Here is a 26,007-nt window from a genome sequence, read left to right as displayed (position 1 = left end):
CCCACCGGGCCCTGCTTACGATGCTGACGTGACCGCAATGGGCTACACCGCCCTGATCATCGTCGCGCTGCTGTGCGGCGCGGCCGGCGGCTTCGCAGCCGCTCGGGGAACCCGCCGTTACGGCCGCACCAATTCCGCGGGACCCACCGTCGCCGAGCTGCTCCAGCGGTTCGTGCACACCAGCGGCGGCGGCGTGGTCGTGCTGAACAAGTTCGGCGACGTGGTGCTGCACAACCCGCGCGCCGACGAACTCGGGCTCATCCACGACCAGCAGGCCGATCCGCGGGCCCGCAAGGCCGCCGAGCAGGCGCTGGCGACCGGCCGACCGGTGCCCGTCGACCTCTCCCCGCTCGGCCGCAACCCGCTGCCCGGCCGCGAACCCGCCGCCGTGCTCGGCGCGGTCCGGCCGCTGGGCGACGGCTTCACCGTCATCGACGCGGCCGACGAGTCCGAGGCCGTCCGGCTGGAGGCCACCCGGCGCGACTTCGTCGCCAACGTCAGCCACGAGCTCAAGACGCCTGTCGGAGCGCTCGCGCTGCTGGCCGAGGCGGTGCTGGACGCCGCGGACGACCCGGACGAGGTGCGCCGGTTCTCCACCAAGATCCTGCACGAGTCGACCCGGCTGGGCACGCTCGTCTCCGAGCTCATCGCGCTGTCCCGGTTGCAGGGCGCGGAGCGGCTGCCCGAGCTCACCACCGTCGACGTCGACGCCGTCGTCGAGGAGGCGCTGGGCCGGTCGCGGCTGGCCGCCGAATCGGCCGGCATCGAGATCGCCGTCGACGACCCCACCGGCTACCTGCTCGACGGTGACCAGACGCTGCTGGTCACCGCGCTGAGCAACCTCATCGACAACGCCATCTCCTACTCGCCGCCCGGCAGCCCGGTCTCGATCAGCCGACGGCTGTCCGGCGACTACGTGGAGATCGCCGTGACGGACCGGGGCATCGGCATCGAACCCGAGTACCACCAGCGGGTCTTCGAGCGGTTCTTCCGCGTCGACCCGGCCCGCTCGCGGGCCACCGGGGGCACCGGCCTGGGCCTGGCGATCGTCAAGCACGTGGCCGCCAACCACGGGGGCGAGGTCAAGCTCTGGAGCCGGCCGGGGACCGGTTCCACCTTCACGTTGCGGGTGCCCAAGCACGGCGCTGGCATCGACGACGGCCGACCGGCCGTCGGGCAGGACCGCGCGGAGCCGGTGCGGTCCGAGAGTGCGGACGGGGTCACAGCCGTCGAAACGGGAGGAGTCCGGTGACCAGGGTGCTGATCGTGGAGGACGAGGAGTCCTTCGCCGACCCCCTCGCCTTCCTGCTCCGCAAGGAGGGTTTCACCGCGGCGGTCGCCGCCAGCGGGCAAGAGGCGTTGGACGAGTTCGACCGCAACGGCGCGGACATCGTGCTGCTCGACCTGATGCTGCCGGGGATGAGCGGCACCGACGTGTGCAAGCAGCTGCGGCAGCGCTCCGGCGTCCCGGTGATCATGGTGACGGCGCGCGACAGCGAGATCGACAAGGTCGTCGGTCTGGAGCTCGGCGCCGACGACTACGTCACCAAGCCCTACTCGGCGCGCGAGCTGATCGCCCGGGTGCGCGCGGTGCTGCGCCGCCGGGGCAATGACAGCGAGGAGGTCCAGCCCCAGGTCCTGGAGGCCGGGCCGGTGCGGATGGACGTCGAACGGCACGTGGTCACCGTGTCCGGCGAGGAGATCAGCCTGCCGCTGAAGGAGTTCGACCTGCTGGAGTACCTGCTGCGCAACGTGGGCCGGGTGCTCACCCGCGGGCAGCTGATCGACCGGGTGTGGGGCGCCGACTACGTGGGCGACACCAAGACGCTGGACGTCCACGTCAAGCGCCTGCGGTCGAAGATCGAGCCGAACCCCGCCGAACCGCAGTACTTGATCACCGTGCGTGGCCTCGGCTACAAGTTCGAAGCGTGATCTTCCCCGCGTAACGCCCTCCCGGTCGTGCAGCGTCACCGGCCGGGCCCGGAGGCGGCGCTCGCCCGCGAGGCGCGCGGTCGACCCAGCTCAGCGGGTTCGGGCGGTGTCGCGGTCGGGGGCGGCGGACCCCGGCGTGTCGAGCGGAACGCGCGTGTCAGGCGGTGCGGTGTGACGACTCGGTCGAGCCGGTTCGGCGCCCCCGGAGTTCGCAGCCGGTAATTTGTCGGTCATGCGCCTAGGGGTGCTCGACGTCGGGTCCAACACGGTCCACCTGCTCGTGGTGGACGCGCATCGTGGTGCCCATCCGACGCCGATGACTTCGGAGAAGACCGTGCTGCGGCTGGCCGAGCGCATCGGTGCGCACGACGGCACGCTGCCGGAGGTCGACGCCGACGAGCTGGTCCGCACCGTCGCCGAGGCGCAGGACGCCGCGGTCGCCGCCGGGTGCGAGGAGCTGATGGCCTTCGCCACCTCCGCGATCCGGGAGGCCGACAACGCCGGCGAGGTGCTGGACCGGGTCCGCGCGCGGACCGGCGTCGAGCTGGAGGTGCTGCCCGGCGAGGAGGAGGCGCGGTTCACCTTCCTCGCGGCCCGCCGCTGGTACGGCTGGTCCGCGGGCAACCTGCTGCTGCTGGACATCGGCGGCGGCTCGCTGGAGATGGCCGTCGGCATCGACGAGCAGCCCGACCTGGCGGTGTCGCTGCCGCTGGGCGCCGGGCGACTGGCCCGCACCATGCTGCACGACCCGCCTCGGCAGGAGGAGGTCAAAAAGCTCCGCTCGTGGCTGGACGGCCAGCTCGCGCCCACCGCCAAGCGGTTCCGCAAGCTGGGCACGCCGGACACGGTGGTCGCCACTTCCAAGACCTTCCGCTCGCTGGCCCGGCTCACCGGCGCCGCACCGGCATCGGCCGGACCCCGGGTGCCGCGGAAGCTGACCGACACCGGGTTGCGCCAGCTGCTGGCGTTCATCACCCGCATGTCGTCGGAGGACCTGGCGTCGCTGGACGGCGTCAGCGCCGCGCGGGCGCACCAGCTGGTCAGCGGTGCGCTGGTCGCGGAGGCCGCGATGCGGGCGCTGTCGCTGCGGGAGCTCGACATCTGCCCGTGGGCGCTGCGGGAGGGCGTCATCCTGCGGCGACTGGACCACACCAATGGAGACGGTCACACTGCCGTCCAGGCCCGGGTCGCGCTCGGGCCCGGGCGGTCCGAGGACGGAACTGGACGCGACGCCCAGCACGGGGCACGGTGGGAGCGATGAGTCGGGACAGCGGGGCTGAACAGCCCACCCAGCGCACCGTCGCGGAGCTGCTCGCCGAGTACGGCGGCAGCTCCCAGCGCAACACCCGGCGACGCCGCAGGAGAGCGGAGGACCCGAGCGAGACGGCGCCGCAGGCGATCATCGACCGGGTGCTGTCGGACAGCGGCAAGCTCCGCCCGGTCCAGCCCGACGAGGAACCGCCGCAGCGCCGCGGCCACCGCCAGGGCCCGCAGGGCAGCGGTGCGCCGCAGCCGCCCGCCGCACCGGAACAGCCGACCACGCAGGTCCCGGTCCCGGCCGACGCGCAGCAGCCGGAGCCGCCTGCGGCTCCGGAACCGCAGCGCGACGCGGCCGAGGCCCCGGAGCAGCCCGGGACGAACTACTGGGCGCAGCGGTTCGCCTCCGCGTCCCCGCCGGCCCAGTCCGCGTCCCCGCAGGCCAAGCTGACCACGCCGACCGACGATCCGGAGGCGACCGTCCGGCAGCCCGCGCTGCCGCAGGCCGAACCGCGGCGGGGCGACGGCGAGACCGAGCAGCTGCCCCGGGTGCGCCCGCAGGCGGGACCGCCCGCCTCCGAGGAGGGCACCGAGGTGCTGCCCTACCCCCAGACCGCCCCGGCGGAGGCCGACGAGCAGGGCGAGCCCGCGGACCCGTACGACGTCGAGCCCTACTCCGCCGAGGACGACTACGGCGAGGACGACTACGGCGAGGACGAGTACGGCGGGGACGAGTACGCCGACGACTACGGCGAGGACGACTTCGCCGCCGCCGACGACTACGACCCCGAGCTGCCCGCCGGGCTGGACGACGAGGACTACGCCGACGACGAGGCCGCCGAGCGCTCGCCGGGCCGGGAGTGGGGCATCCTCGCGGTGCAGGGCGTCGTCGGCCTGCTCGCCGGTGGCCTGGTCTGGTTCGGGTTCCGCTACCTGTGGATGTTCAACTCGATCGCCGCGCTGATCGCCGCGCTGGTGGTGACCGGTGCGCTCGTGCTCGTCGCCCGGAAGGTGCTGCGCACCGACGACCTCCAGACGATCCTGCTGGCGGTCCTGGTCGGGTTGGCGTGCACCGTGTCCCCGGTCGCGCTGATGATGTTGAGCCGCTGAGAGCCGTTCGTGAACTCGTGCTGCGCGGCGGTCCGGGGAACGCGCCCGGTCAACGCCCCCGCGCCGGCGGAAGCGGTCGGGCCGCAGGGCGACCTCCGCGCAGCCGGTCGCGCACCCTCAGTCATGCTTGGCAGGACATGACAGCGCAAGAGCACCCTGATCCCCCGGACGCCCACCGCATCCCCGTCGGGCTGTCCAGCGCCTCGGTGTGGCCGCAGCCGGCGAAGGCCGCCTTCGAGATGGCCGCCGACCTCGGGTTCGACGGGGTCGAGGTGATGGTCTGGGCCGACGCCGTCAGCCAGGACGTCGCCGCGCTGCGGCGGCTCTCCGAACAGCACGGGATGCCGATCCTGGCCATCCACGCGCCGTGCCTGCTGATCACCCAGCGGGTGTGGTCGCCGGAGCCGGAGGAGCGGCTGCGCCGGGCCGTGGTGGCCGCCAGCGAGCTGGGCGCGTCCACGGTCGTGGTGCACCCGCCGTTCCGCTGGCAGCGGCGCTACGCCGAGCGGTTCGGCGAGCTGGTCGCCGAGCTGGAGGAGACCAGCGGCATCCGGGTCGCGGTGGAGAACATGTTCCCGCTGCGCCCGCCGAACACCCTCAGCCGGTTGCGGGGCGGTCGCACCGGCGGGCTCTCGGCCTTCCGCCCGTCGCCGGACCCAACGGAGGTCGGCTACCGCAACTACACGCTCGACCTGTCGCACGCGGCGGCGGCGCACATGGACGCCATCGAGCTGCTCAAGCGCATGAAGGACCGGCTGGCGCACGTCCACCTGGCCGACGGCACCGGCGCGCCGCGCGACGAGCACCTGGTCCCGGGCCAGGGGAACCAGCCCTGCGCGGAGGTGTGCGAGGCGCTGGCCGCGGACGGTTTCGACGGGTCCGTGGTGTTGGAGGTCAACACGCGCAAGGCGCGGAACCCGCAGCAGCGGGCGGCGCTGCTGGCCGAGGCCCTGCTGTTCGCCCGGTTGCACCTGGAGCCGCTGCGGGCCGGGTGAAACCGCACCCGATGATGATCAACTTCGATCTTGGTCACTAGAATCGGTGACCATGAATCCGGAGCGCACTTCGCTCGGTTCCCGATCGCGGGACCGCTCGTGAACCCGGTGCTCGACCCGTTCGGATCCGCCACCGCGGTGCGCCCGCTCGGCGACGGGAGCTTCGTCGCCACCCTCCACCCGGACTGGGCGGTCGGTGAGCACCCGCACGGCGGCTACCTGCTCGCCCTGCTGGCCCGCGCCGCGTCCGAGGCGACCGGGGTGGCGCCGCTGGCGGTCAGCGCCCAGTTCCTCCGCCCGCCCCGCGTCGGCCCCGTGCTGGTGCGCACCGAGGTGCTCAAGTCCGGACGGACGGCGACGGTCGTGCGCACCGCGCTGGAGCAGTCCGGGCGCACCTGCGTGGACGCGACGCTGACGCTGGGGGACGTGCCGGAGCGGGAGCCCGAGTGGACGGACCTGCCGGACATGCCGGTGAACCCGCCGTCGGACGCGATCGACCTGGCCGGTCCGGACACCCGGAAGTTCTTCGCGCTGTCCCAGGTCTGCGACGTCCGGTTGGCCCCGGACGACGCGGTCTTCCTGCGCGGCAGCACCGGAGCACCCCGGCTGCGGCTGTGGGCCAAGCCCCGCGCGGCCCAGCCGGACCTGCTGTTCGGGCTGGTCGCCGGGGACATCACGCCACCGGTCACGTTCAACCTCGGCCGCGTCGGCTGGTCGCCGACCGTGCAGCTCACCGCGCTGCTGCGGGCCCGCCCGGCGAACGGCTGGCTGCGCGTGGTCGTCGACTCCCGGGCCGTGCACGACCCCTGGTTCGACGAGGACGTCCTGGTGATCGACTCGGTCGGCCGCCTGGTCTGCCAGGCCCGCCAACTCGCGCTGTCCGCGAACTGAGGAGCCCGTCTTCGAACCTGCTCCCGGAAGGCGTGGCGAGCGGCGCCGGCCGCTTCCTCCTGCGGTGAGCGGTCCCGCGACCGGCGCCGCTGCTCGGGACGAGTCGAAGACAGGCTCTGACCGGTCGGTCAGGACAGGCGGGTGACGTCGAGGGCGCCTTCGGCGTGCTGTTGGCGGAGGCGCTTCTTGTCGTACTTGCCGACGCTGGTCTTCGGGGCTTCCGGGACGAAGGCCCAGTACTCCGGCAGCTGCCAGCGGGCCACCCGTTCGGCGAGGTAGGTGCGGAGCTCCTCGGCGTCCACCCGCTGCCCGTCCCGCAGGACCACCGCCACCAGCGGGCGTTCGGTCCACTTCTCGTCCGGCACGCCGATGACGACGGCCTCGGCGACCGCCGGGTGGCCGAGCACGTGGTTCTCCAGCTCCACCGAGGAGATCCACTCCCCGCCGGACTTGATCACGTCCTTGGCCCGGTCGGTGAGGTGCAGGAACCCGTCCGGCGTGAGGTAGCCGACGTCGCCGGTGCGCAGCCAGCCGTCGTCGAACTTCTCCGGGTCGTCGTCGCCGTAGTACGCGGCGGCGATCCACGGGCCGCGGACCTCCAGCTCGCCGACGCTGCTGCCGTCCCGCGGCAGCACCGAGCCGTCGTCGCCCACCAGCCGCGCCTCCACGCCCGCCGGGAGGCGGCCCTGGCTGGCCCGGTACTCCCACAGCCGGTCGCCGGTGGTGCCCGCGGGCGGTCGGGCCACGCTGCCCAGCGGCGAGGTCTCGGTCATGCCCCACGCGTGCAGCACCGGGATGCCGTAGGACTCCTCGAAGGTCCGCATGAGCGACGGCGGGCAGGCCGCGCCGCCGATCACGACCTCGCGCAGCGAGGACACGTCGCGCGGTTCGGCTTCCAGGTGCTGGAGCACGCCCTGCCAGATCGTGGGGACCGCGGCGGCCATCGTGGGCCGTTCCGCGGCGATCAGCCGGGTCAGCGGGTCGGGCTGCAGGAACCGGTCGGGCATCAGCAGCGACGCGCCGACCATGAACGCCGCGTACGGCAGTCCCCAGGACATCGCGTGGAACATCGGCACCACCGACAGCGCCCGGTCCGCCTGGGACAGCGCCATGCCGTCGCTCATGCAGACCTGCATCGAGTGCAGCCAGATCGAGCGGTGCGAGTAGGCCACGCCCTTCGGGTTGCCGGTGGTCCCGGACGTGTAGCACATCGCGGCCGCGCTGCGCTCGTCCACGTCGGGCCAGTCGAACTCGGTCGGCCTCCCGGCGATCAGTTCCTCGTAGTCGTGCACCTCGACGCCCGCCGGGGCGTCCAGCACCGCCCCGTCGCCGCCCGCGACGACCACGTGCCGCACCGTCCGCAGCTGCGGCAGCAGTTTCCGGAACAGCGGCAGCAACGTCGCGTCCACCAGCACCACCCGGTCCTCGGCGTGGTTGGCGATGTAGGTGATCTGCTCCGGGAACAACCGGATGTTGAGCGTGTGCAGCACCGCGCCCATGGCCGGGACCGCGAAGTACGCCTCCAGGTGCTCGGCGTTGTTCCACATGAACGTGCCGACCCGCTGGTCGCCGGTGATGCCGAGGTCGCGCAGCGCGTGCGCCAGTTGGGCGGCCCGGTGACCGACGGTCGCGTAGTCGCGCCGCCGCGGTCGCTCGTCGGTCCACGTGACGACCTCGGCGCTGCGGCCGTGCGGCCCGCTGCCCTGGCGGAGGATCTGCGCGATCGACAACCGGCCGTCCTGCATCGTGCTCAACATCGGGCTATCAGTGCTCCTTCGATCGGCGGACCGCGTGGCGGTCGGGCGAGATCGCGTGGCCGTGGCGGGCTCTGTGGTGGTCGACACAGTAGCCCGTGAGATCACCGCGCGGGAGGGGTCGCCGGGCGCTGAGCAGGACGTCTGGCACCCTGATCGGCATGACGAGGATCGCCGTGCTGGGAGCGGGAAAGATCGGTGAGTCCCTGCTGTCGGGGCTGCTCGACGCCGGGCGCTCCCCGCAGGACCTGATGTTCACCGAGCGCTACCCGCAGCGGGCCGCCGAGCTGGCGAAGAAGTACGACATCGAGCACGTCGACGTGATCGGTGCGCTGCAGCGCGCCGACGTCGTCGTCATCGCCGTCAAGCCCCAGGACATCGAACCGCTGCTGGACGAGATGGCGCCGGAGCTGCCGCCCGGCAAGCTCGTGGTGTCGATGTGCGCCGGGCTGCCGACGGCGCTGTTCGAGCGGCGGCTGCCCGCGGGCACCGCGGTGGTCCGGGTCATGCCGAACACGCCGATGCTGGTCGGGGAGGCGATGAGCGCCATCTCCGGCGGCTCGCACGCCCAGGACTCCGACCTGGACCTGGTGGAGGAGTTGCTCGGCAGCGTCGGCAAGGTGGTGCGGCTACCGGAGAGCCAGCAGGACGCGGTCACCGCGCTGTCCGGCTCCGGCCCGGCGTACTTCTTCTACCTGGTCGAGGCCATGATCGACGCCGGGATCCTGCTGGGCATCCCGCGCGCCACCGCCGCCGAGCTGATCGTGCAGTCGGCGGTCGGCGCCGCCGCGATGCTGCGCGAGGGAGGCGGGCACCCGGTCATGCTGCGCGAGGCCGTGACCTCCCCGGCGGGCACCACCATCGCGGGCATCCGGGAGCTGGAGAAGCACGGCGTGCGGGCTGCGCTCATCGACGCCATCGAGGCGGCGCGGGACCGATCGGTGGAGCTCGGCCGCCAGCACGAGGCGGGCTGACCAGGCACTTCGTCGGTAGCGGGCCGTTCGACCATCGCAGCCTTCCCACCTGTCCCGCTACTCTCGACAGAGCACGTGCGTGAGGTTTCCGTCGGAGGGGAAGCCGACGGCGCGACACGTGCTGAAGGGCACGGTGAAGCATGTCTGCCAACTCCGAACCAAGCCAGCAGGCACCGCCGTCGTCGTCGATGGGGCAGGTGCGGTTCCTCACCGTCGCCGAGGTGGCCAAGCTGATGCGCGTGTCGAAGATGACGGTGTACCGGCTCGTGCACGCGGGCGAGCTCCCGGCTGCCCGGGTCGGCCGTTCATTTCGGGTCGCGGAAAAGGACGTCCACAAGTACCTGGAGAGCGCCTACTACAACGCGGGATGACCGCCGGTCCCCGCTGCGGCGCCTCCGCGGGGCGGGCAGCGGCCGGGGCTGCTCGCCGGTCCCGGCCGCCCATTCCCGGACCACGGCGGCAGGTCCCTCCTGCAGGCCAGGTAGGGTAGTGGTTCGGTCGTGCCGGGTGCGCTCGTTCGGCTGCACCGGCGCGTGAAGACATCCGAACTGCCGTCGACTGCGAAGGAGTCCGCATGGGCTCGGTCATCAAGAAGCGCCGCAAGCGCATGTCGAAGAAGAAGCACCGCAAGCTGCTGCGGAAGACGCGAGTCCAGCGTCGCAAGTTGGGCAAGTGAGCTTGTCCCCCACCGCCGTCGGCCCGAGGTCGGCGGCGGTTGTTTCTTTCACGGCGCCGTAACCGCGCGGAACCGGGGTGGGCGGCGGGGCGGCGGTAGCATGTGGCGCTGTCGGCGTCGTCGCAGTTCGGGGAGACACATGGGGCCGAACGTCGTGCTGGTGACGGGTGTCAGCCGCTTCCTCGGCGGCCACCTCGCCGCGCGGCTGGCGGCGAACCCGGCGATCGATCGCGTGCTCGGCGTCGACACCGCGCAGCCAGGACCCGATCTGCTGCGCCGCATGGGGCGCACCGAGTTCGTCCGCGCCGACATCCGCAATCCGCTGATCGCCAAGGTGATCTCCGGAGCCGGTGTGGACACCGTCGTGCACGCCGCGGTCGACCAGCACGCCGGGCCGGGCGGGCGGGCGACGACCAAGGAGATGAACGTCATCGGCACCATGCAGCTGCTGGCCGCGTGCCAGAAGTCGGAGCTGGTGCACAAGCTCGTCGTCCGCTCCACCTCCGCGGTCTACGGGGCCAGCCCGCGGGACCCGGCGGTGTTCACCGAGGACATGGAGCCCAAGGACCTGCCGTCCTCCGGATACGCCAAGGACGCGGTGGAGATCGAGGGCTACGTGCGCGGCTTCGGCCGCCGCAGGCCGGACGTCGGCATCACCGCGCTGCGGTTCTGCGAACTCGTCGGACCGCACATCGACGTGCCGCTGACCAGGTACTTCGCCATGCCGGTGGTGCCGGTGGTCTGCGGGTACGACGCCCGGTTGCAGCTGCTGCACTCCGAGGACGCCCTCGCGGTGCTGGAGCGCGCGGCGCTGCACGACCTGCCGGGCGTGTACAACGTCGGCGGCGACGGGGTGCTGATGCTCTCGCAGGCCATCCGGCGGGCGGGGCGGGTGCCGCTGCCGGTGCCGAGCGCGGCGGTGTCGCCGCTGGCCGGTTTCCTGCGCGGTGCGCGGTTGGTGGACTTCTCCCCGGAACAGCTGCGGTACCTCGGCTTCGGCCGCGCGGTGGACACCAGCCGGTTGCGGGAGCGGTTCGGCTACACCCCGCGCTGGACGACGGCGCAGGCGTTCGACGACTTCGTCCGGGGGCGCGGGCTGCGTCCGGTCGTCGATCCGGAGAACGTGCGGGCCGTCGAGACCGGCGTCGGGGACCTGCTGGCGAGGCTGCGGTGAGGGAGGAGGACCGATGGCCGACGCGCAGGTGATCCCGCTGCACCCGCGAGCGCAGCAGCAGCCCGACCCGCCGCCCGAGGCGCCCGAGCAGGCGCCGGGCTGGGAGAGCGCCGTCGCCGGGGCGCTGGCGTTCGCGCGGCGGCGGCTGCTCGGCGACTACGAGGTCGACGAGTTCGGCTTCGACCAGGAGCTCAACGACGAGGTGTTCCTGCGGTTGCTCCGCCCGTTCTACGACCGGTGGTTCCGGGTGGAGGCCGTCGGCCTGCACCACGTGCCCGCCGGCAGCGGGGCGCTCGTCGTCGCCAACCACTCCGGCACCCTGCCGTGGGACGCGCTGATGACCACCGTCGCGCTGCACGACCACCACCCGGCGCAGCGCCACCTGCGGATGCTCGGCGCCGATCTGGTGTTCCGCCTGCCGGTGGTGGGGCCGCTGGCCCGCAAGGCCGGGCACACGCTCGCCTGCAACCCCGACGCGGAGCGGCTGCTCACCGACGGTGAGCTGGTCGGCGTGTGGCCCGAGGGCTTCAAGGGCATCGGCAAGCCGTTCAAGGACCGGTACAAGTTGCAGCGGTTCGGCCGCGGCGGGTTCGTGTCGGCCGCACTGCGCACCGGAGCCCCGATCGTGCCGTGCGCGATCGTCGGCGCCGAGGAGATCTACCCGAAGCTGGGCGACATCCGGCCGCTGGCCCGGCTGCTGGGGCTGCCGTACTTCCCGGTGACGCCGTTCTTCCCGCACCTGGGGCCGCTGGGCGCGGTCCCGTTGCCCTCGAAGTGGTACATCGAGTTCGGTGAGCCGGTCGAGACCGCTGGGTACCCGCAGGGCGCGGCGGACGACCCGATGCTCGTGTTCGGCCTGGCCGACCAGGTGCGCGAGATCATCCAGCAGACCCTGTACCGGCTGCTGGCCCAGCGGCGCAACGTCTTCCTCGGCTGACACCGCGTCGGGCGCCCGCCGAGCCCGTGTTCACCTACCTCGGACACGCTCCGCGGAGTTGTCCACTTCGGACGGTGGTCGCCATGAGCCTGCCGGGTTTCGGCTCCCAGGACCCCTTCGCCGAGCTGCTCAACCGGTTCTTCGGCATGTCGCCGACGAGTTCGCCGCCCGCGGTGCAGCGGGTGCCGATCGGCCGCCTGCTCACCGACTCGGCGACCGACCTGATCCGCACCGCCTCGGAGCGGGCCGAACAGGACGGCAGCGGCGAACTCGACACCGAGCACCTGCTGTGGGCGGCCACCCAGGTCGACCCGTCCCGCAAGCTGCTCCAGCAGGCCGGGGCCGAACCCGACCACCTCGCGGAGCGGATCGCCGCGATCCTGCCCGGGGAGAGCGGCCAGCCCGCCGCCCGGCCCGGCCTGACCCCGGCCGCCAAGCGCGCCCTCATCGGCGCGCACGCCCGCTCGCAGGCCGCCGGGGTGTCCTACATCGGCCCGGAGCACATCCTCGGCGCCCTGCTGGACGACCCGGACAGCGCCGCGGTGAAGCTGCTGCGCGCGCAGGAGATCAACACCGACAAGCTGCGCGACCGCACGGACCGCTCGGCCGCCGCGGAGGGCGCGCCCGCCACCGGCTCCAGCGACACGCCCACGCTGGACGAGTACGGCCGCGACCTCACCGAGCAGGCCCGCGCCGGTCGGCTCGACCTGGTCGTCGGCCGGGGCGAGGAGATCGAGCAGACCGTGGAGATCCTGTCCCGGCGCGGGAAGAACAACCCGGTGCTCATCGGTGAACCCGGCGTCGGCAAGACCGCGATCGTCGAGGGGCTCGCCCAGCGCATCGTCGCCGGGGACGTCCCCGAGACGTTGCAGGGCAAGCGGGTCGTGGCGCTGGACCTGACCGGGCTGGTGGCCGGGTCGAAGTACCGCGGCGAGTTCGAGGAGCGGCTGAAGAAGGTCATCGACGAGGTCCGGGAGGCCGAGGGCTCGGTGATCCTGTTCATCGACGAACTGCACACCGTGGTCGGCGCCGGGGCGTCCGAGGGCGGCATGGACGCGGGCAACATCCTCAAACCCGCGCTCGCCCGGGGTGAGCTGCACGTCGTCGGCGCCACCACGATCGACGAGTACCGCAAGCACGTCGAGAAGGACGCGGCGCTGGAACGCCGCTTCGCGCCGGTGATGATCCCGGAGCCGACGGTGGAGGAGACCGTCCAGATCCTCGAAGGGCTGCGCGACTCCTACGAGGCGCACCACGGGGTGCGGTTCACCGACGAGGCGCTGCGCGCCGCCGCCGAGCTGTCCGACCGCTACGTCAGCGACCGGTTCCTGCCCGACAAGGCCATCGACCTCGTCGACCAGGCGGGCGCCCGGGTGCGGCTGCGGTCGCTGCGCCGCAGCACCGGCGTCCGGGAGCGGGAGGACGAGATCGCCAAGCTGCGCCGGGAGAAGGACGAGGCGGTCTCGGCCGAGGACTTCGAGCGGGCCGGCGAGCTCAAGCGGCGCATCGAGGACGCCGAGGGCGAGCTGGCCGGGCTCTCCGAGCGCCGCGAGGGCGTCGCCGCGGTGACCGCCGAGGACATCGCCGAGATGATCTCGCGCCGCACCGGCATCCCCGTCGCCCAGCTCACCGAGAGCGAGAAGGAGAAGCTGCTCAAGCTGGAGGAGGCGCTGCACGAGCGGGTCGTCGGCCAGGACGAGGCGGTCACCGCGGTCGCCGAGGCGGTGCGGCGCAACCGGGCGGGCATGGGCGACCCGGACCGGCCGATCGGCTCGTTCCTGTTCCTCGGCCCGACCGGCGTCGGCAAGACCGAGTTGGCCAAGGCGCTGGCCGCGATGCTGTTCGGCGACGAGCACCGGCTGGTGCGCTTCGACATGAGCGAGTTCCAGGAGAAGCACACGGTGTCCCGGCTGGTCGGCGCACCGCCCGGCTACGTCGGCTACGAGGAGGCCGGCCAGCTGACCGAGAAGGTGCGCCGCCAGCCCTACAGCGTCCTGCTGTTCGACGAGATCGAGAAGGCGCACCGGGACGTGTTCAACGCGCTGCTGCAGGTCCTCGACGACGGGCGGCTCACCGACGCGCAGGGCCGCGTGGTGGACTTCCGCAACACCGTGGTCATCATGACCAGCAACATCGGCGCGCAGCGGATCCTGGCCCACGAGGGCCCGGTGGAGGAGATCCGGGACCGGCTGATGGACGACCTGCACGCCGGGTTCGCGCCCGAGTTCCTCAACCGCATCGACGAGGTCATCGTCTTCCACCGGCTCGACCAGCAGGCGCTGTCCCGGATCGTCGACCTGCTGCTGGACCGCAGCCGCCGGCTGCTGCGCGCCCAGGAGGTGGACCTGGAGGTCACCGACGAGGCCAAGCACTGGCTCACCGAACGCGGCTACCAGCCCCAGTTCGGCGCCCGGCCGCTGCGCCGCACCATCCAGACCCAGCTGGACAACCGGATCTCCCGCCTCCTGCTGGGCGGTGACGTCCAGCCGGGCGACACGATCATCGCCTCGGTCGAGGACGACGAACTGGTCTGCGCGCTGGCCCGCCCGGAGGAGTCCGGCGGGATGGCGGAGGCCGCCTCTTCGTGACCGGGTCAGGAGCGGTCGCGGCGGCGGTAGGCGAGTCCGGCGGCGACCGCGCCCGCCAGCGCGCTGGCGCCGAGCATCGAGTTGAACCCGATGCGGGCCGCCTTGCGGCCGGTGCGGAAGTCGCGGACCTCCCAGCCCCGGGCGCGGGCGATGTCGCGCAACCGCTGGTCGGGGTTCACCGCGACCGCGGTGCCGACCGCCGAGAGCATCGGGACGTCGTTGGCCGAGTCCGAGTACGCCGTGCAGCGGCGCAGGTCGAGCCCTTCGCTGGCGGCCAGCGCCCGCACCGCGTGCGCCTTGGCGCGGCCGTGCAGCATCTCGCCGACCAGCCGGCCGGTGTAGACGCCGCGGTCGCTCTCGGCGACCGTGCCGAGCGCCCCGGTCAGGCCCAGCCGCCGGGCGATGATCTGGGCGAGCTCCACCGGAGTCGCGGTCACCAGCCACACCCGCTGCCCGGCGTCGAGGTGCATCTGGGCCAGTGCCCGGGTGCCCGCCCAGATGCGGTCGGCCATCAGCTCGTCGTAGATCTCCTCGCTGAGCTCGACCAGCTCGCTGACCCGGCGCCCGGCCACGAACGACAGCGCCTGCTCCCGGCTGGCCTGCATGTCGTGCGCGTTCTCCCGGCCGCCGACCCGGAACTTGAGCTGCTGCCAGGCGAACCCGGCCAGGTCGGTGGCGGTGAGGAACTTGCGCGCCGCCAGGCCCCTGGCGAAGTGGAACAGCGAGGCGCCCATCATCATCGTGTTGTCGACGTCGAAGAACGCCGCCGCGGTGAGGTCGGGCGGAGCCGCCAGCGTCTCGTCCGGTCCCGGTGCGGCCGCCACGGCCGCCTCCGCCGAGGCCCGACCCGCGAGCTTGGCGCTGTCGATGGGTCTCCCGCCGCCGGACGTGCGAGCACCGCCCTGGTCCGCGTCATCGGCTGAGCCCTGACGTGTCGGCACCGCCGCGCCTCCCGGGTCCTCCGGTGTTCCTGTGTGCTGTGCGAGCTTTCCGGCCTGGAGGTACCAGCTTAAGGCAGGCGGCCAGCGACCCTGGCCGCCCCGGCGGTGGGATCAGCGGAGATCGTCCGGGAGGAGCTGCGCGAGCCGGCGGATCGCGCGGTGCTGCAGCGCCTTGACCGCGCCCTCGTTGCGCCGCATCGCCGCGGCCGTCTCGGTCACCGTGAGCCCTTGCAGGAACCGGAGGCGGATGCACTCCCGCTGGTCCGGGTTGAGCTCGCGGACGCAGCGCAGCAGCTCGCGGTGGGTGGCGTCGGCGAGCACGCGCTGCTCGGGGCCGAGCTGGGAGCGGGCGGCCGGGGAGGTGTCGGTGAGGTCGGAGGTGGGGACCTCCAGCCGGGTCCGGCTGGACTTGACGTGGTCGAGGATCAGGTTCTTGGCGATCGTGATGAACCACGCGGCGACGTCGCGTCCCTGGTAGCTGACCGAGGCGATGCGGCGCAGCGCCCGCAGGAACGTCTCGCTGGTGATGTCCTCGGCCAGGCAGGGGTCGCTGACCCGGAACAGCACGTACCTGTAGACGACCTGGGCGTACTCGTCGTAGAGGCGGCCGAACGCGGCGCTGTCGCCGCGTTGCGCGGCGGTCACGTAGGCCCACGTGCCGGGCCCGGTGCGCGGTGCCGTGAGGTCGGTGCGGAAGTCGGCGTCCGGGGCGAGGGGGGCCAGCGTCCGGGCACTGCTCATGTCAGCGACCTCCTGCCGTCGTTGGCGCACCGGCCCGGGGAGCGGACATCCCAGGTGAGGCGGGCCTGGCACGCCGGTGGCGTGGGCGTTGGAGGAGCAGCATACGTGTTGTTACTCGGAAGTAGGTAGTGTGACGGCGCGGTGAATTTCGGCCCCGGCGCGGTGTCCGGAGCGGCTCGGACCCGGTGCGCGGAGTGATGTTGCCCACCCTGACCGGCGGTTTTCCCCACGACCGGGCGCCGGAGGTGTGAACGGCCGGAGGTACTTTGGGAAAAAGCACCGCGGCGCGCAGCGCCTCGTTGGGGGCGGCGGCCGGGTGACGGGTCGGGCACCGCGGCGCGCAGCGCCTCCACGGGGGCGGCGGTCGGGGTGGTCGAGCGCTTCGGCACTCACGGAGGCGGCATGCACGAGGTGGCGGTGATGACCCGCCGGGATTGCCACGCCTGCGAGCAGGCGATCTCCGACGTCCGGCGGATCTGCTCCGAACTCGGGGTGCCGTGGTCCAGCCAGGACGTCGACGCCGACCCGGAGTTGCGCGCCGAGTACGGCGACCGGGTGCCGGTGATCCTCGTCGACGGTCGCGAGCACGGTTTCTGGAAGGTCGAGGAACCGCGCCTGCGGGCCGCCCTGTCGCCCTGACGCGATCTTGCTCGGTCGCGGCGGCCGGATGCCCGGAGCGTGCCCCGGACCACGCGTTTTGGCACGTCGGGGGGCCATCAGCGATGATGTCGGCGGAGGTCCGCACGTCCGGGGCCGCCCGACCGGGGCAACTTTGTGCGTGTGTTCACAAATAGTTACGGTGAGGTCGTGCGAGTGGGATCCGGCATTCGGCGAACCAGCGGGCCCGCACAGGTGCGCGCTCGACGTCGTCGGAGCACGAACGCCGGGGAGCAGGCGGCCACCGCCGGCCGCGCGCGAACTCGCGCGCGGACGAACGCAGCAGGCAGGGGCGAGGGAGAGTCAGCGTGACGGCCCACGGAGAGGACGTGCGGGACGGGGACGGGCGGGCCGAGTCCGACTCCCCGTCGGAGCCCGCCAGTTCACCGGAGACCATCGAGGTACCGGCGGCCCGCGAGCGCGCCAGGGCGATCCCGGAGGCCGCGGTCGCGCGGCTGGCGGTCTACCTGCGCGTGCTGTCCGGCCTGCGCGACCAGGACGTGACCACGGTCTCCAGCGACGAGCTGGCCACCGCGGCGGGGGTGAACTCCGCCAAGCTGCGCAAGGACCTGTCCTACATCGGTTCCTACGGCACCCGCGGTGTCGGCTACGAGGTGGCGGTGCTGATCGGCCAGATCGAGCGCACCCTCGGGTTGACCCGCAAGCACAGCGTCGCCGTGGTCGGGATCGGCAACCTCGGCCACGCACTGGCCAACTACGGCGGGTTCCCCAGCCGCGGCTTCCCGGTCGCCGCGCTGTTCGACCTCGACCCGGACCTGGTCGACGTGCCGGTCGGCGGTATCCCGGTCAGCCACATCGACGACATCGTCGAGGTCTGCCGCGAGCGGGAGATCACCATCGGCGTCATCGCCACGCCCGCGCAGGGCGCCCAGGAGGTCTGTGATCGTTTGGTCGCCGGGGGCGTCACGTGCATCCTGAACTTCGCGCCCGTCGTCCTGCAGGTCCCCGAGGACGTCGAGGTGCGCAAGGTCGACCTGGCGGTGGAGATGCAGATCCTGTCCTTTCACGTGGCGCGGCGGCAGCAGGAGGCTGGTGTCGCGGGTGAGTCCGAAGTCGACGGAGCCGACATCGGTCCGCCGGGCACGGGTGTCCGGGTGCCTGACGAGTTCGACTCCGTGAACGGGATGGTGGAACGGCTGTGAACCTGCTCACTGTCGGGATCTCGCACCGCAGCGCTCCGGTGCGGGTGCTGGAGCGCGTCGCGATCGGTGGCGACGAGGTCGTCAAGATCCTGGACGAGATGTTGCGGCGCGAGCACGTCTGCGAGGCGTTCGTGGTGTCCACGTGCAACCGCGTCGAGGTGTACGCGGTGGCCGAGACGTTCCACGGCGGGCTGGACGACGTGACCTCGGTGCTGGCCCGGCACGCCGGTGCCGAGGTGTCCGAGTTGGCCGATCACCTCTACGTCTACTACGCGGGTGCCGCGGTCGAGCACCTGTTCTCGGTGGCCGCCGGGCTGGACTCGATGGTGGTCGGCGAGGCGCAGATCCTCGGCCAGCTGCGGCAGTCCTACGGCGTCGCGGACGAGGCCGGGACGGTCGGGCGCACGCTGCACGAGCTGGCGCAGCAGGCGCTGCGGGTCGGCAAGCGGGTGCACGCCGAGACCGGGATCGACGCCGAGGGCGCGTCGGTGGTCTCCGAGGCGCTGTCGGATGCCGAGGCCGCGCTGGACGGCCTGGCGGGCCGCCACGCGTTGCTGGTCGGCGCCGGGTCGATGGGCGGCCTGGCCGCGGCGCAGTTGCGCCGCGCGGGCATCGGCGAGGTGGTGATCGCCAACCGCACCGCGTCCAACGGCGAGCGGCTGGCCGAGTCGCTGCGCGCCGAGGGCGTGGCCGTCGACACCGCCGAGCTGACCGATCTCAGCGCCGCCATCGCCGCCGCCGACCTGGTCGTGACCTGCACCGGAGCGGTCGGTGCGGTGGTCACCGAGGACGTGGTGTCCGCGGCGCTGACCGTCCGCGACGAGCGTCCGCTGCTGTTCTGCGACCTGGGTCTGCCGCGCGACACCGCGCCCGAGGTGGCCGCACTGCCCGGCGTCACCGTGGTGGACCTGGAGACCCTGCAGCAGCGGTTGTCCGAACGCGACGGTGGCGGCGAGTCCGAGCGCGCCGCCCGCATCGTCGCCGAGGAGGTGCGCGGCTACCTCGCCGCGCAGCGCTCCGCCGAGGTGACCCCGACGGTGACCGCGCTGCGCAAGCGCGCCGCCGAGGTCGTCGACTCCGAGCTGCTGCGGCTGGACTCCCGGCTGCCCGATCTCGACGGTGACGTGCGCGGCGAACTCGCCCGCACGGTGCGCCGCGTGGTGGACAAACTCCTGCACACCCCGACCGTGCGGGTCAAACAACTCGCGTCGGTGCCCGGCGGGGCCGGCTACGCCGACGCGCTGCGCGAGCTCTTCGAACTCGATCCGCAGACCACCGCCCTCATCGGCGTCCCGCAAGCCGAGGAATCGGCCGCGGGCGCGTCGGTGGGACGCACCCAGCGGGCCAAGGCCGCCGGACGCGCGGACCTGTGCGATCGACCCGAGCAGGACGGTGAGGACCGGTGAAGAAGACCCTCCGCATCGGCACCCGCGGCAGCGCCCTGGCGATGGCGCAGAGCACGTGGGTCGCCGAGCAGCTGGAGCGCGCCGGGTACGCGACCCAGCTGGTCACCGTGACGACCCCCGGTGACCGTTCGATGGCGCCGATCGCCGAGATCGGCGTCGGCGTGTTCACCTCCGCGTTGCGCGAGGCCCTCGCCGCCGGCGAGGTCGACGTGGCGGTGCACTCGTACAAGGACCTGCCGACCGAACCGGACCCCCGGTTGTCGCTGGCCGCCGTGCCGGTCCGCGAGGACCCGCGCGACGCGCTGGCCGCCCGGGACGGTCTGACGCTCGGCGAACTGCCCCCGGGCTCCGTAGTGGGCACCGGTTCGCCGCGCCGCGCCAGCCAGCTGAAGGCCCTCGGCCTGGGGCTGGAGGTGCGCAGCATCCGCGGCAATGTGGACACCCGACTGCGCAAGGTGACCGACGGCGAGCTGGACGCCGTCGTGCTCGCCCGCGCCGGGCTGGCCCGGGTGGGCCGGCTTGAGGTGATCACGGAAACGCTCGATCCACTGCAGATGCTGCCCGCGCCCGCCCAGGGCGCGCTGGCAGTGGAATGCCGCGTCGACGACGTGGACACCGAGCACCTGCTGCAGTCCGTTTTGGACGACGAGGCCAGCCGCGCCGCGGTGGCCGCCGAGCGCGCCATGCTGGCCGCGCTCGAAGCGGGCTGTAGTGCGCCCGTCGGCGCGCTGGCCGAAGTGGTGGAGGACCTCGACGAGGAGGGCCGCGTGGCGCAGCGGCTGTCCGTGCGCGGGGTGGTGGCGACCGACGACGACCAGTTGGTGCGCGCCTCCGTCACTGGTGAGACGACCGCCGCCGAGCAGCTTGGCCGGGACCTGGCCGCGGAGCTGCTCGAAGCCAGGGCCGCTTTGCTCAGCGGACCCGGGCAGTAGTTGATGGGGAGTGCCCTGATGACCCGAGCACGCAAGACCCCCGGACGGATTGCTTTCGTGGGCTCCGGTCCCGGTGACGCCGGACTGCTCACCGTTCGGGGGCGGGACTCGATCACCCGCGCTTCGGTGCTGGTGACCGATCCGGACGTTCCCGCCGACATCGTCGGCCTGGCCGCGGACGGCGCCGAGGTGCGGCCCGCCGTGGGCGATCCGGCGGACGTGGCCAAGGACCTGGCGAACGAGGCTTCCACCGGCCGCCCCGTGGTGCGGCTGGTCGCCGGCGACCCGCTGACCGCGGACGCGGTCGTGCGCGAGGTGCAGGAGGTCGCCAAGACCGGCGCCGCCTTCGACGTCATCCCGGGCGTGGCCGCCGGTGGCGCGGTTCCGGCCTACGCCGGCGTCGCGCTCGGCGCGGTGCACACCGAGGTGGACGTGCGCGGCGACGTGGACTGGGCGTCGCTGGCCGCCGTCCCGGGTGCGCTGGTGCTGCACACCACCGGCAGCCACCTCGCCGAGGCGGCGTCCGCGCTGGTCGAGCACGGCAAACCCGCGCAGACCCCGGTCGCGGTGACCGCGTCGGGCACCACCGTGCAGCAGCGCACCATCGACACCACCCTCGCCTCGCTGGCCGCCGACGCCGGTGAGCTGCAGGGGCAGCTCGTGGTGACGATCGGCGACGTCGCGGCCGAGCGCAGCAAGCTGTCCTGGTGGGAGTCCCGCGCGCTGTACGGCTGGAAGGTCCTGGTGCCGCGCACCAAGGAGCAGGCCGGGGTGATGAGCGAGCGGCTGTGGTCGCACGGTGCGGTCTCCCACGAGGTGCCGACGATCTCGGTCGAGCCGCCGCGTAGCCCGGCGCAGATGGAGCGCGCCGTCAAGGGCCTGGTCGACGGCCGCTACCAGTGGGTGGTGTTCACCTCGGCCAACGCGGTCCGCGCGGTGCTGGAGAAGTTCAACGAGTTCGGCCTGGACGCGCGGGCCTTCTCCGGTGTGAAGATCGCCTGCGTCGGCGAGGCCACCGCGCAGCGGGTCCGCGACTTCGGCATCACGCCCGAGCTGCTGCCCTCCGGGGACCAGTCCAGCGAGGGCCTGCTGCAGGACTTCCCGCCGCACGACGACGTCCTGGACCCGGTGGACCGGGTGCTGCTGCCGCGCGCCGACATCGCCACCGAGACGCTGTCGGCCGGGCTGCGGGAGCGCGGCTGGGAGGTCGACGACGTCACGGCCTACCGCACCGTGCGCGCCGCGCCGCCGCCGGCCGAGACCCGCGAGATGATCAAGACGGGTGGCTTCGACGCGGTGTGCTTCACCTCGTCGTCCACGGTCCGCAACCTGGTCGGCATCGCGGGCAAGCCGCACGCCCGGACGCTGGTGGCCTGCATCGGTCCGAACACCGCGGAGACGGCCAAGGAGTTCGGCCTGCGGGTGGACGTCCAGCCCGAGGCCCCGCGGGTGGAGGAGCTGGTGGACGCGCTCGCCGAGCACGCCGCCCGCCTCCGCGCCGAAGGCGCTCTGCCGCCGCCCCGCAAGGCCAAGCGCACCCGCCGCAGCTGACGCGACCCCGGAAGGCACCTCGGGACCACCGGTCCCGGGGTGCCTTTCCGCGTTCTCGGCGGGGTGTCCGGACAGCTCCTGAGACGGAGGGAACATCACGTCGTACCGGCTCCGGGGCCGGTGCCGGCGGTGGCTACGCTCGGGGTGTCGCTGGTGTCGAGCGTGGGGAGCCGCCATATGTACCCGTCGCACCGCCCGCGGCGGCTGCGTCGCAACGCCGCCGTGCGCCGCCTGGTGTCCGAGACGTCGGTGGAGCCGCGGCACCTGGTGTTGCCGATGTTCGTCCGGGAGGGCGCGAGCGAGCCGGTGCCGATCCCGTCGATGCCCGGGGTCGTGCAGCACAGCCGCGACTCGCTGCGCAAGGCCGCGGTCGAGGCGGTGTCCGCCGGGGTCGGCGGTCTGATGCTGTTCGGCGTGCCCGCGGAGCGGGACGCCACGGGCTCCGGCGCCGTCGATCCGGACGGCATCCTCAACGTGGCGCTGCGCGACCTGTCCGCCGAGGTCGGGTCGGACACGGTGCTCATGGCCGACCTGTGCCTGGACGAGTTCACCGACCACGGCCACTGCGGCGTCCTGGACGAGGACGGCACCGTCGACAACGACCGCACGCTCCAGCTCTACGGCGAGATGGCCGTGGTGCAGGCCCAGTCCGGCGCCCACGTCGTCGGGCCCAGCGGCATGATGGACGGCCAGGTCGGCGTGATCCGCGAGTCGCTGGACGCGACCGGTTTCGCCGACACGGCGATCCTGGCCTACTCGGCGAAGTACGCCTCCGCGTTCTTCGGGCCGTTCCGCGACGCCGTCGACTCGCAGTTGCAGGGCGACCGCAAGACCTACCAGCAGGACCCGGCCAACGGCCGGGAGGCGCTGCGCGAGGCGGATCTGGACCTCGCCGAGGGCGCCGACATGGTCATGGTCAAGCCCGCCATGAGCTACCTCGACGTGCTGCGGGACATCGCGGGCGTGGCCGACGTCCCGGTCGCCGCCTACCAGGTGTCCGGCGAGTACGCGATGATCGAGGCGGCGGTCGCCAACGGGTGGCTGGACCGCGAGCGCACCGTGCTGGAGTCGCTGACGTCGATCCGGCGCGCGGGCGCGGACGTCGTCCTGACGTACTGGGCGGCCGAGGCGGCGTGGTGGCTGCGGGCATGACCGAACCGCCCCAGCGGACGGACGCGTTCGGCCGGCCGGTGCGGGAGACGCCGCCGACCCCTCCCCGGCCGCTGCTGCTGGCGCGCCGGGTGTGGATCGCCTCGGTGCTGGTCGGGTTCGTGCACTCGTTCGTCAAGCTCGCCGACCGGACGTCGCTGATCGAGGAGCTGCACCGGATCCAGCCCCAGCTCGACCAGGTGCAGCTGGACTCCGCGGCCAACAGCGGGATCATGTTCACGCTGGTGTTCTCGCTGCTCAGCCTGGCCGTGTACGTGCTGCTGTCGAACCGCATGGTGCAGGGGCACAACTGGGCTCGGGTGGTGCTCACCGTGTTCGGCGGGCTCAGCTCGTTCTTCACGCTGATCAGCCTGGTGACCGTGTCGATGCTCGGGTCGGAGCTGATCACGCGGCTGACCGGGACCAGCCCCGGCGCGGTGGACATGGGGTTCTCGGCGGTCGTGATGGTGCTGGAGGTGGCCGCGCTGGTGCTGATGTACCGGCCCGAGTCGAACCGGTACTTCACCGCCGTGCGCTCGCGGGTAGCGGCCGGGCAGCGCCCGTCCTAGCGTGGGGCGCGTGACGGCGCCCCGGGAAGCACCTCGTCCGTCCACCGTGGACACCTCGTTCTGGGCGGGCATCGCCAGCGTGGTCGTCGGTTTCGGCGTGCTCGCGACGGCGCTGCTGGTGGTCTCGGACGCCGAGCTGCGGGCCGTGGTGGACCAGCTGGCCGCGCAGGGCCGGCCCGTCACGCTCGACCAGGCGCGGGCGATCTACCGGACGGCCGTGGTCGCGATGTTCGTGATCGTCGCGGTGATCGCCGCCCTGTGGATCCTGTTCCTGTTCTTCATGCGGCGCGGGCGCAACTGGGCCCGCATCGTGATCACCGTGGTCGGCGTCCTGTGGTTCCTGCTCGCCCTCCCGCCGGCGCTCGGCGGCGCCGAGGGCGGGGTGGGCCCCCAACTGCTGTCGCTGCTGCAACTCGTCGCGCTGCTCGTGACGCTCGTCTACGCCTACCTCGCGCCGTCGAACGCCTACTTCCGCCACGGGTGACCTGCGACGGTTTCGATCGATCCGGTGGACACCGCGCGCGCCGGATCCATACTGTTCGTCGCGTGACAACGCCTCAAGGTCCCTGGCAGCAGGGCGGATATCCGCAGTACCCGCAGTCCGGCGGTTTCCAGCAGCCGTACCCCCAGTACCAGCAGAACCCGTACGCGGCGCCGCCGGTGCCGCAGCAGGAGATGGCGGGGCTGTCGCGTCCGAAGACCGTCGAGGGGGCGTTCTGGATCGCCATCATCGTGCCGCTGGCCGTGACCGTGATCTCGGTCGTCGGCTACCTGCTGTTGTTCAACTGGGCCGACAGCGCCATGGCCTCCAGCGTGCGGGACCTGGGTGGCAGCGGTCAGGAGCTGGAGCGCACGCTGAGCTTCTTCAAGGCCGGGATCATGTTCGTGTTCGCCCTGTTCACGGTCGTCTACCTGGTCCTGACCTTCCTGTGGATCCTGTTCGGGTTCAAGATGCGCGCCGGGCGCAACTGGGCGCGGGTCACCCTGACGGTGTTCGCGTCGCTGTTCGTCCTGTTCTCGGTCTACCTGCTGGTCAACGGTGGCGTCGGGGCCGGCGGCGTGCCGAGCAGGATCCAGCCGCCCACCGCCTTCGCGGTGCTCACCTACGTCCAGGGCGGGCTCGGGCTGGTGGCGATGGTCGGGTTCCTGGTGCTGGCCTACGCCAAGCCGTCCAACTGGTACTTCCAGGCAGCGGCCCACCTGCGGTGATGGTCGAGTCCGGGCCGCCTCGCCCGCTGCGGTGGGCGATCTCGCTGTGGTGGGTGGTGGCGCTGCTGCTCGCGGCGCTGACCGCGCTCACCTGGACGGTCGGTACCGGCGCGCCGCCGCGGCCGGGTGCGCCGCCCGCCGACGCCGCGCGCTTGCTGCTGGTGCACACCGCGCTCGCCGCCGTGCTGGTGGCGGCGTACCTGGTGCTCGGCGCGATGCTGTTCCGGCGCCGCCCGTGGGTGCGTATCGTCCTGTCGGTGTTCGCGCTGGTGCACCTGCTCATGCTGCTGGGCACCGGTGCGGTCCTGGGCGCGCAGGCGGTCCTGGTGGTGCTGGGCGGGACGGCCGCGGTGCTGATGTGGCGTCGTCCGAGCACGGAGTGGTTGACCGGTGAGCACGACTGATCCCGAGTTGTACGCCGAACCCGGCAGCAGTTGGTGGCCGGTGTTGTGGGGCCCGGCGTTCGCGCTGGTCGGCGTGCTCGTGGAGGTGATCTCACCGGGCTCGGTGCATCCGGTGACCTGGGTGCTGGTGGCGCTGGCGCTCGCCGCCGCGGCGGCGGTGTGGGTGTACGGACGACGTCGGGTGTGCTCGGTGCGGCTGACGCCCGCGTCCCTCTCGCTCGGCCGCGAGGAACTGGAGATCTCCCGGATCGCCGAGGTGACCGACGTCGGAGCCCCGGTCGGTGCCCGCGTCCTCGGGGGCACCTGGACCGTTCCGAAGGGGACCGGCGAGATCCCGCTGCGCCTCACCGACGACCGCGTCGTGCTCGCCTGGGCCAAGGACCCCGCAGCCCTCGCCGCGGCCCTGGCCCGGCTGGTGGAGAAGTCCTGACGTCCGCGCGTGGCGCGGCAGGAGTCGCCCGATCGGATTGCCCGGGGACTGCGCTGAGCTGATCCGCACGCCGAACGGCACAGTGCCCCGGGCGGTTCGGCTGTGCCCCCGACCTCGCGGTGCCCGGCGGCGGGCAGGCGTGAGAGGCTTCGCGCGTGACCGTTCCGGAACCGTGGCCTGCGGACGGGCCGAAGGTCGATGAGGACGCCGTGGAGACCTCGCGCGGGAGCGGTGGGCTGAACCAGCCGTGGCGCGCGGCCGTCGCCGGGTTCGAGCTGGTCGGCGCGGTGGTGCTGCTGCTGGCCGCGTGGTGGTCCTGGAGCCGGGGCTCGCTGACGATCGCGCTTCCCGGGCCCGCGGGGGGTACCGACGTGGTGACGCGGTCCATCGGCAGCTGGCTGGCCGTGGCGGTGGCGGCGGCGACCGCGGCCGGGCTGCTGCTGATCAACGCGGTCCGGCAGGTCGCCCTGGCGCTGCGGGTGCGCCCGCGCGGCTGAAGGTCCCGTCTTCGGCCTGGGTGGCGGTGGCCGCTTCGCCTCCCCGGTGAGCGGTCTCGCAGCCGGCACC

General features: G+C 72.8%; 27 protein-coding genes. 24 read left to right on the top strand and 3 right to left on the bottom strand.

From position 1 onward, the window contains the following. Positions 1-37: 37 nt before the first annotated feature. From NV263_RS28900 to NV263_RS28875, 6 genes are all read left to right on the top strand, one after another. Positions 38-1,252: a sensor histidine kinase gene (locus tag NV263_RS28900; RefSeq protein ID WP_263254414.1), complete on the top strand. Its 1,215-nt coding sequence runs from the start codon at positions 38-40 to the stop codon at positions 1,250-1,252. Beyond that, complete coding sequence (locus NV263_RS28895) at positions 1,249-1,932, top strand: response regulator transcription factor (RefSeq protein ID WP_263249977.1); 684 nt, start codon at positions 1,249-1,251, stop codon at positions 1,930-1,932. Before NV263_RS28900 ends, NV263_RS28895 begins: the two co-directional genes overlap by 4 nt. Positions 1,933-2,164: 232 nt before the next feature. Next, on the top strand, positions 2,165-3,193 hold the full coding sequence (locus tag NV263_RS28890) for a Ppx/GppA phosphatase family protein (RefSeq protein ID WP_263249976.1): 1,029 nt from the start codon (positions 2,165-2,167) through the stop codon (positions 3,191-3,193). After that, positions 3,190-4,299 carry a hypothetical protein gene (locus tag NV263_RS28885; RefSeq protein ID WP_263249975.1) on the top strand — a complete coding sequence of 370 codons (1,110 nt, stop codon included), beginning with the start codon at positions 3,190-3,192 and terminating at the stop codon, positions 4,297-4,299. The genes NV263_RS28890 and NV263_RS28885 overlap by 4 nt, the downstream gene beginning before the upstream one ends. A gap of 137 nt (positions 4,300-4,436) precedes the next feature. Beyond that, positions 4,437-5,294 carry a sugar phosphate isomerase/epimerase family protein gene (locus tag NV263_RS28880; protein ID WP_263249974.1) on the top strand — a complete coding sequence of 286 codons (858 nt, stop codon included), beginning with the start codon at positions 4,437-4,439 and terminating at the stop codon, positions 5,292-5,294. A gap of 99 nt (positions 5,295-5,393) precedes the next feature. Continuing rightward, positions 5,394-6,185, top strand: a complete 792-nt coding sequence (locus tag NV263_RS28875) for a thioesterase family protein (protein WP_263249973.1) — start codon at positions 5,394-5,396, stop codon at positions 6,183-6,185. A 128-nt stretch (positions 6,186-6,313) separates the two neighbouring features. Here the strand turns inward: NV263_RS28875 and NV263_RS28870 are convergent, their stop codons facing one another. Continuing rightward, on the bottom strand, positions 6,314-7,942 hold the full coding sequence (locus tag NV263_RS28870) for a long-chain fatty acid--CoA ligase (protein ID WP_263249972.1): 1,629 nt from the start codon (positions 7,940-7,942) through the stop codon (positions 6,314-6,316). Positions 7,943-8,100: 158 nt separating this feature from the next. On the opposite strand from NV263_RS28870, the gene proC reads away from it, so the two are divergent. From proC to NV263_RS28840, 6 genes are all read left to right on the top strand, one after another. Then, complete coding sequence (gene proC / locus NV263_RS28865) at positions 8,101-8,913, top strand: pyrroline-5-carboxylate reductase (RefSeq protein ID WP_263249971.1); 813 nt, start codon at positions 8,101-8,103, stop codon at positions 8,911-8,913. A gap of 140 nt (positions 8,914-9,053) precedes the next feature. Further along, complete coding sequence (locus NV263_RS28860; RefSeq protein WP_263249970.1) at positions 9,054-9,284, top strand: helix-turn-helix domain-containing protein; 231 nt, start codon at positions 9,054-9,056, stop codon at positions 9,282-9,284. A 203-nt stretch (positions 9,285-9,487) separates the two neighbouring features. Next, positions 9,488-9,589, top strand: coding sequence for a 30S ribosomal protein bS22 (locus NV263_RS28855; protein WP_010241351.1), 102 nt, complete (start codon positions 9,488-9,490; stop codon positions 9,587-9,589). Positions 9,590-9,728: 139 nt separating this feature from the next. After that, complete coding sequence (locus NV263_RS28850; RefSeq protein ID WP_263249969.1) at positions 9,729-10,763, top strand: NAD-dependent epimerase/dehydratase family protein; 1,035 nt, start codon at positions 9,729-9,731, stop codon at positions 10,761-10,763. A 13-nt stretch (positions 10,764-10,776) separates the two neighbouring features. Then, positions 10,777-11,700 (top strand): lysophospholipid acyltransferase family protein, encoded by a 924-nt coding sequence (locus NV263_RS28845; RefSeq protein ID WP_263249968.1) that lies wholly within the window; start codon positions 10,777-10,779, stop codon positions 11,698-11,700. Positions 11,701-11,783: 83 nt separating this feature from the next. Then, positions 11,784-14,288, top strand: a complete 2,505-nt coding sequence (locus NV263_RS28840; protein ID WP_263249967.1) for an ATP-dependent Clp protease ATP-binding subunit — start codon at positions 11,784-11,786, stop codon at positions 14,286-14,288. Positions 14,289-14,293: 5 nt separating this feature from the next. Here NV263_RS28840 and NV263_RS28835 read toward each other — a convergent pair whose 3' ends face one another. Further along, positions 14,294-15,157, bottom strand: coding sequence for an HAD family hydrolase (locus tag NV263_RS28835; protein ID WP_263254413.1), 864 nt, complete (start codon positions 15,155-15,157; stop codon positions 14,294-14,296). Between the two features lie 183 nt (positions 15,158-15,340). Beyond that, positions 15,341-15,970: an RNA polymerase sigma factor gene (locus tag NV263_RS28830; protein WP_263249966.1), complete on the bottom strand. Its 630-nt coding sequence runs from the start codon at positions 15,968-15,970 to the stop codon at positions 15,341-15,343. Positions 15,971-16,372: 402 nt separating this feature from the next. Here NV263_RS28830 and NV263_RS28825 point away from each other — a divergent pair, with 402 nt between their 5' ends. The 12 genes from NV263_RS28825 to NV263_RS28770 all read left to right on the top strand — a co-directional run bounded on the left by NV263_RS28825 (position 16,373) and on the right by NV263_RS28770 (position 25,937). Further along, positions 16,373-16,609, top strand: a complete 237-nt coding sequence (locus NV263_RS28825) for a glutaredoxin family protein (RefSeq protein WP_263249965.1) — start codon at positions 16,373-16,375, stop codon at positions 16,607-16,609. 326 nt (positions 16,610-16,935) lie between these two features. Beyond that, positions 16,936-17,790: a redox-sensing transcriptional repressor Rex gene (locus tag NV263_RS28820; RefSeq protein WP_380756208.1), complete on the top strand. Its 855-nt coding sequence runs from the start codon at positions 16,936-16,938 to the stop codon at positions 17,788-17,790. Next, complete coding sequence (locus NV263_RS28815; protein ID WP_263249964.1) at positions 17,787-19,196, top strand: glutamyl-tRNA reductase; 1,410 nt, start codon at positions 17,787-17,789, stop codon at positions 19,194-19,196. Before NV263_RS28820 ends, NV263_RS28815 begins: the two co-directional genes overlap by 4 nt. After that, complete coding sequence (gene hemC, locus NV263_RS28810; RefSeq protein WP_263249963.1) at positions 19,193-20,128, top strand: hydroxymethylbilane synthase; 936 nt, start codon at positions 19,193-19,195, stop codon at positions 20,126-20,128. The genes NV263_RS28815 and hemC overlap by 4 nt, the downstream gene beginning before the upstream one ends. Positions 20,129-20,146: 18 nt before the next feature. Continuing rightward, complete coding sequence (locus tag NV263_RS28805; RefSeq protein ID WP_263249962.1) at positions 20,147-21,679, top strand: bifunctional uroporphyrinogen-III C-methyltransferase/uroporphyrinogen-III synthase; 1,533 nt, start codon at positions 20,147-20,149, stop codon at positions 21,677-21,679. Between the two features lie 177 nt (positions 21,680-21,856). Then, positions 21,857-22,831: a porphobilinogen synthase gene (gene hemB, locus NV263_RS28800; protein ID WP_263254409.1), complete on the top strand. Its 975-nt coding sequence runs from the start codon at positions 21,857-21,859 to the stop codon at positions 22,829-22,831. Beyond that, on the top strand, positions 22,828-23,397 hold the full coding sequence (locus NV263_RS28795) for a hypothetical protein (protein ID WP_263249961.1): 570 nt from the start codon (positions 22,828-22,830) through the stop codon (positions 23,395-23,397). The genes hemB and NV263_RS28795 overlap by 4 nt, the downstream gene beginning before the upstream one ends. Before the next feature lie 10 nt (positions 23,398-23,407). Further along, entirely contained in the window at positions 23,408-23,881 is a 474-nt protein-coding gene (locus NV263_RS28790; protein ID WP_263249960.1) for a hypothetical protein, read from the top strand. A gap of 62 nt (positions 23,882-23,943) precedes the next feature. After that, positions 23,944-24,606, top strand: coding sequence for a hypothetical protein (locus NV263_RS28785; protein WP_263249959.1), 663 nt, complete (start codon positions 23,944-23,946; stop codon positions 24,604-24,606). Then, complete coding sequence (locus NV263_RS28780) at positions 24,606-25,010, top strand: hypothetical protein (protein ID WP_263249958.1); 405 nt, start codon at positions 24,606-24,608, stop codon at positions 25,008-25,010. Before NV263_RS28785 ends, NV263_RS28780 begins: the two co-directional genes overlap by 1 nt. Next, positions 24,997-25,440 carry a hypothetical protein gene (locus NV263_RS28775; RefSeq protein ID WP_263249957.1) on the top strand — a complete coding sequence of 148 codons (444 nt, stop codon included), beginning with the start codon at positions 24,997-24,999 and terminating at the stop codon, positions 25,438-25,440. Before NV263_RS28780 ends, NV263_RS28775 begins: the two co-directional genes overlap by 14 nt. A gap of 155 nt (positions 25,441-25,595) precedes the next feature. After that, the gene (locus NV263_RS28770; RefSeq protein ID WP_263249956.1) at positions 25,596-25,937 is read left to right on the top strand and encodes a hypothetical protein; all 342 of its coding nucleotides are present in this window, start codon (positions 25,596-25,598) and stop codon (positions 25,935-25,937) included. Positions 25,938-26,007: the final 70 nt, after the last annotated feature.

The sequence above is a fragment of the Saccharopolyspora rosea genome, assembly GCF_025643595.1.
GTDB classification, from domain to species: domain Bacteria; phylum Actinomycetota; class Actinomycetes; order Mycobacteriales; family Pseudonocardiaceae; genus Saccharopolyspora; species Saccharopolyspora rosea.
This window is presented reverse-complemented; position numbering and strand designations above follow the sequence as displayed.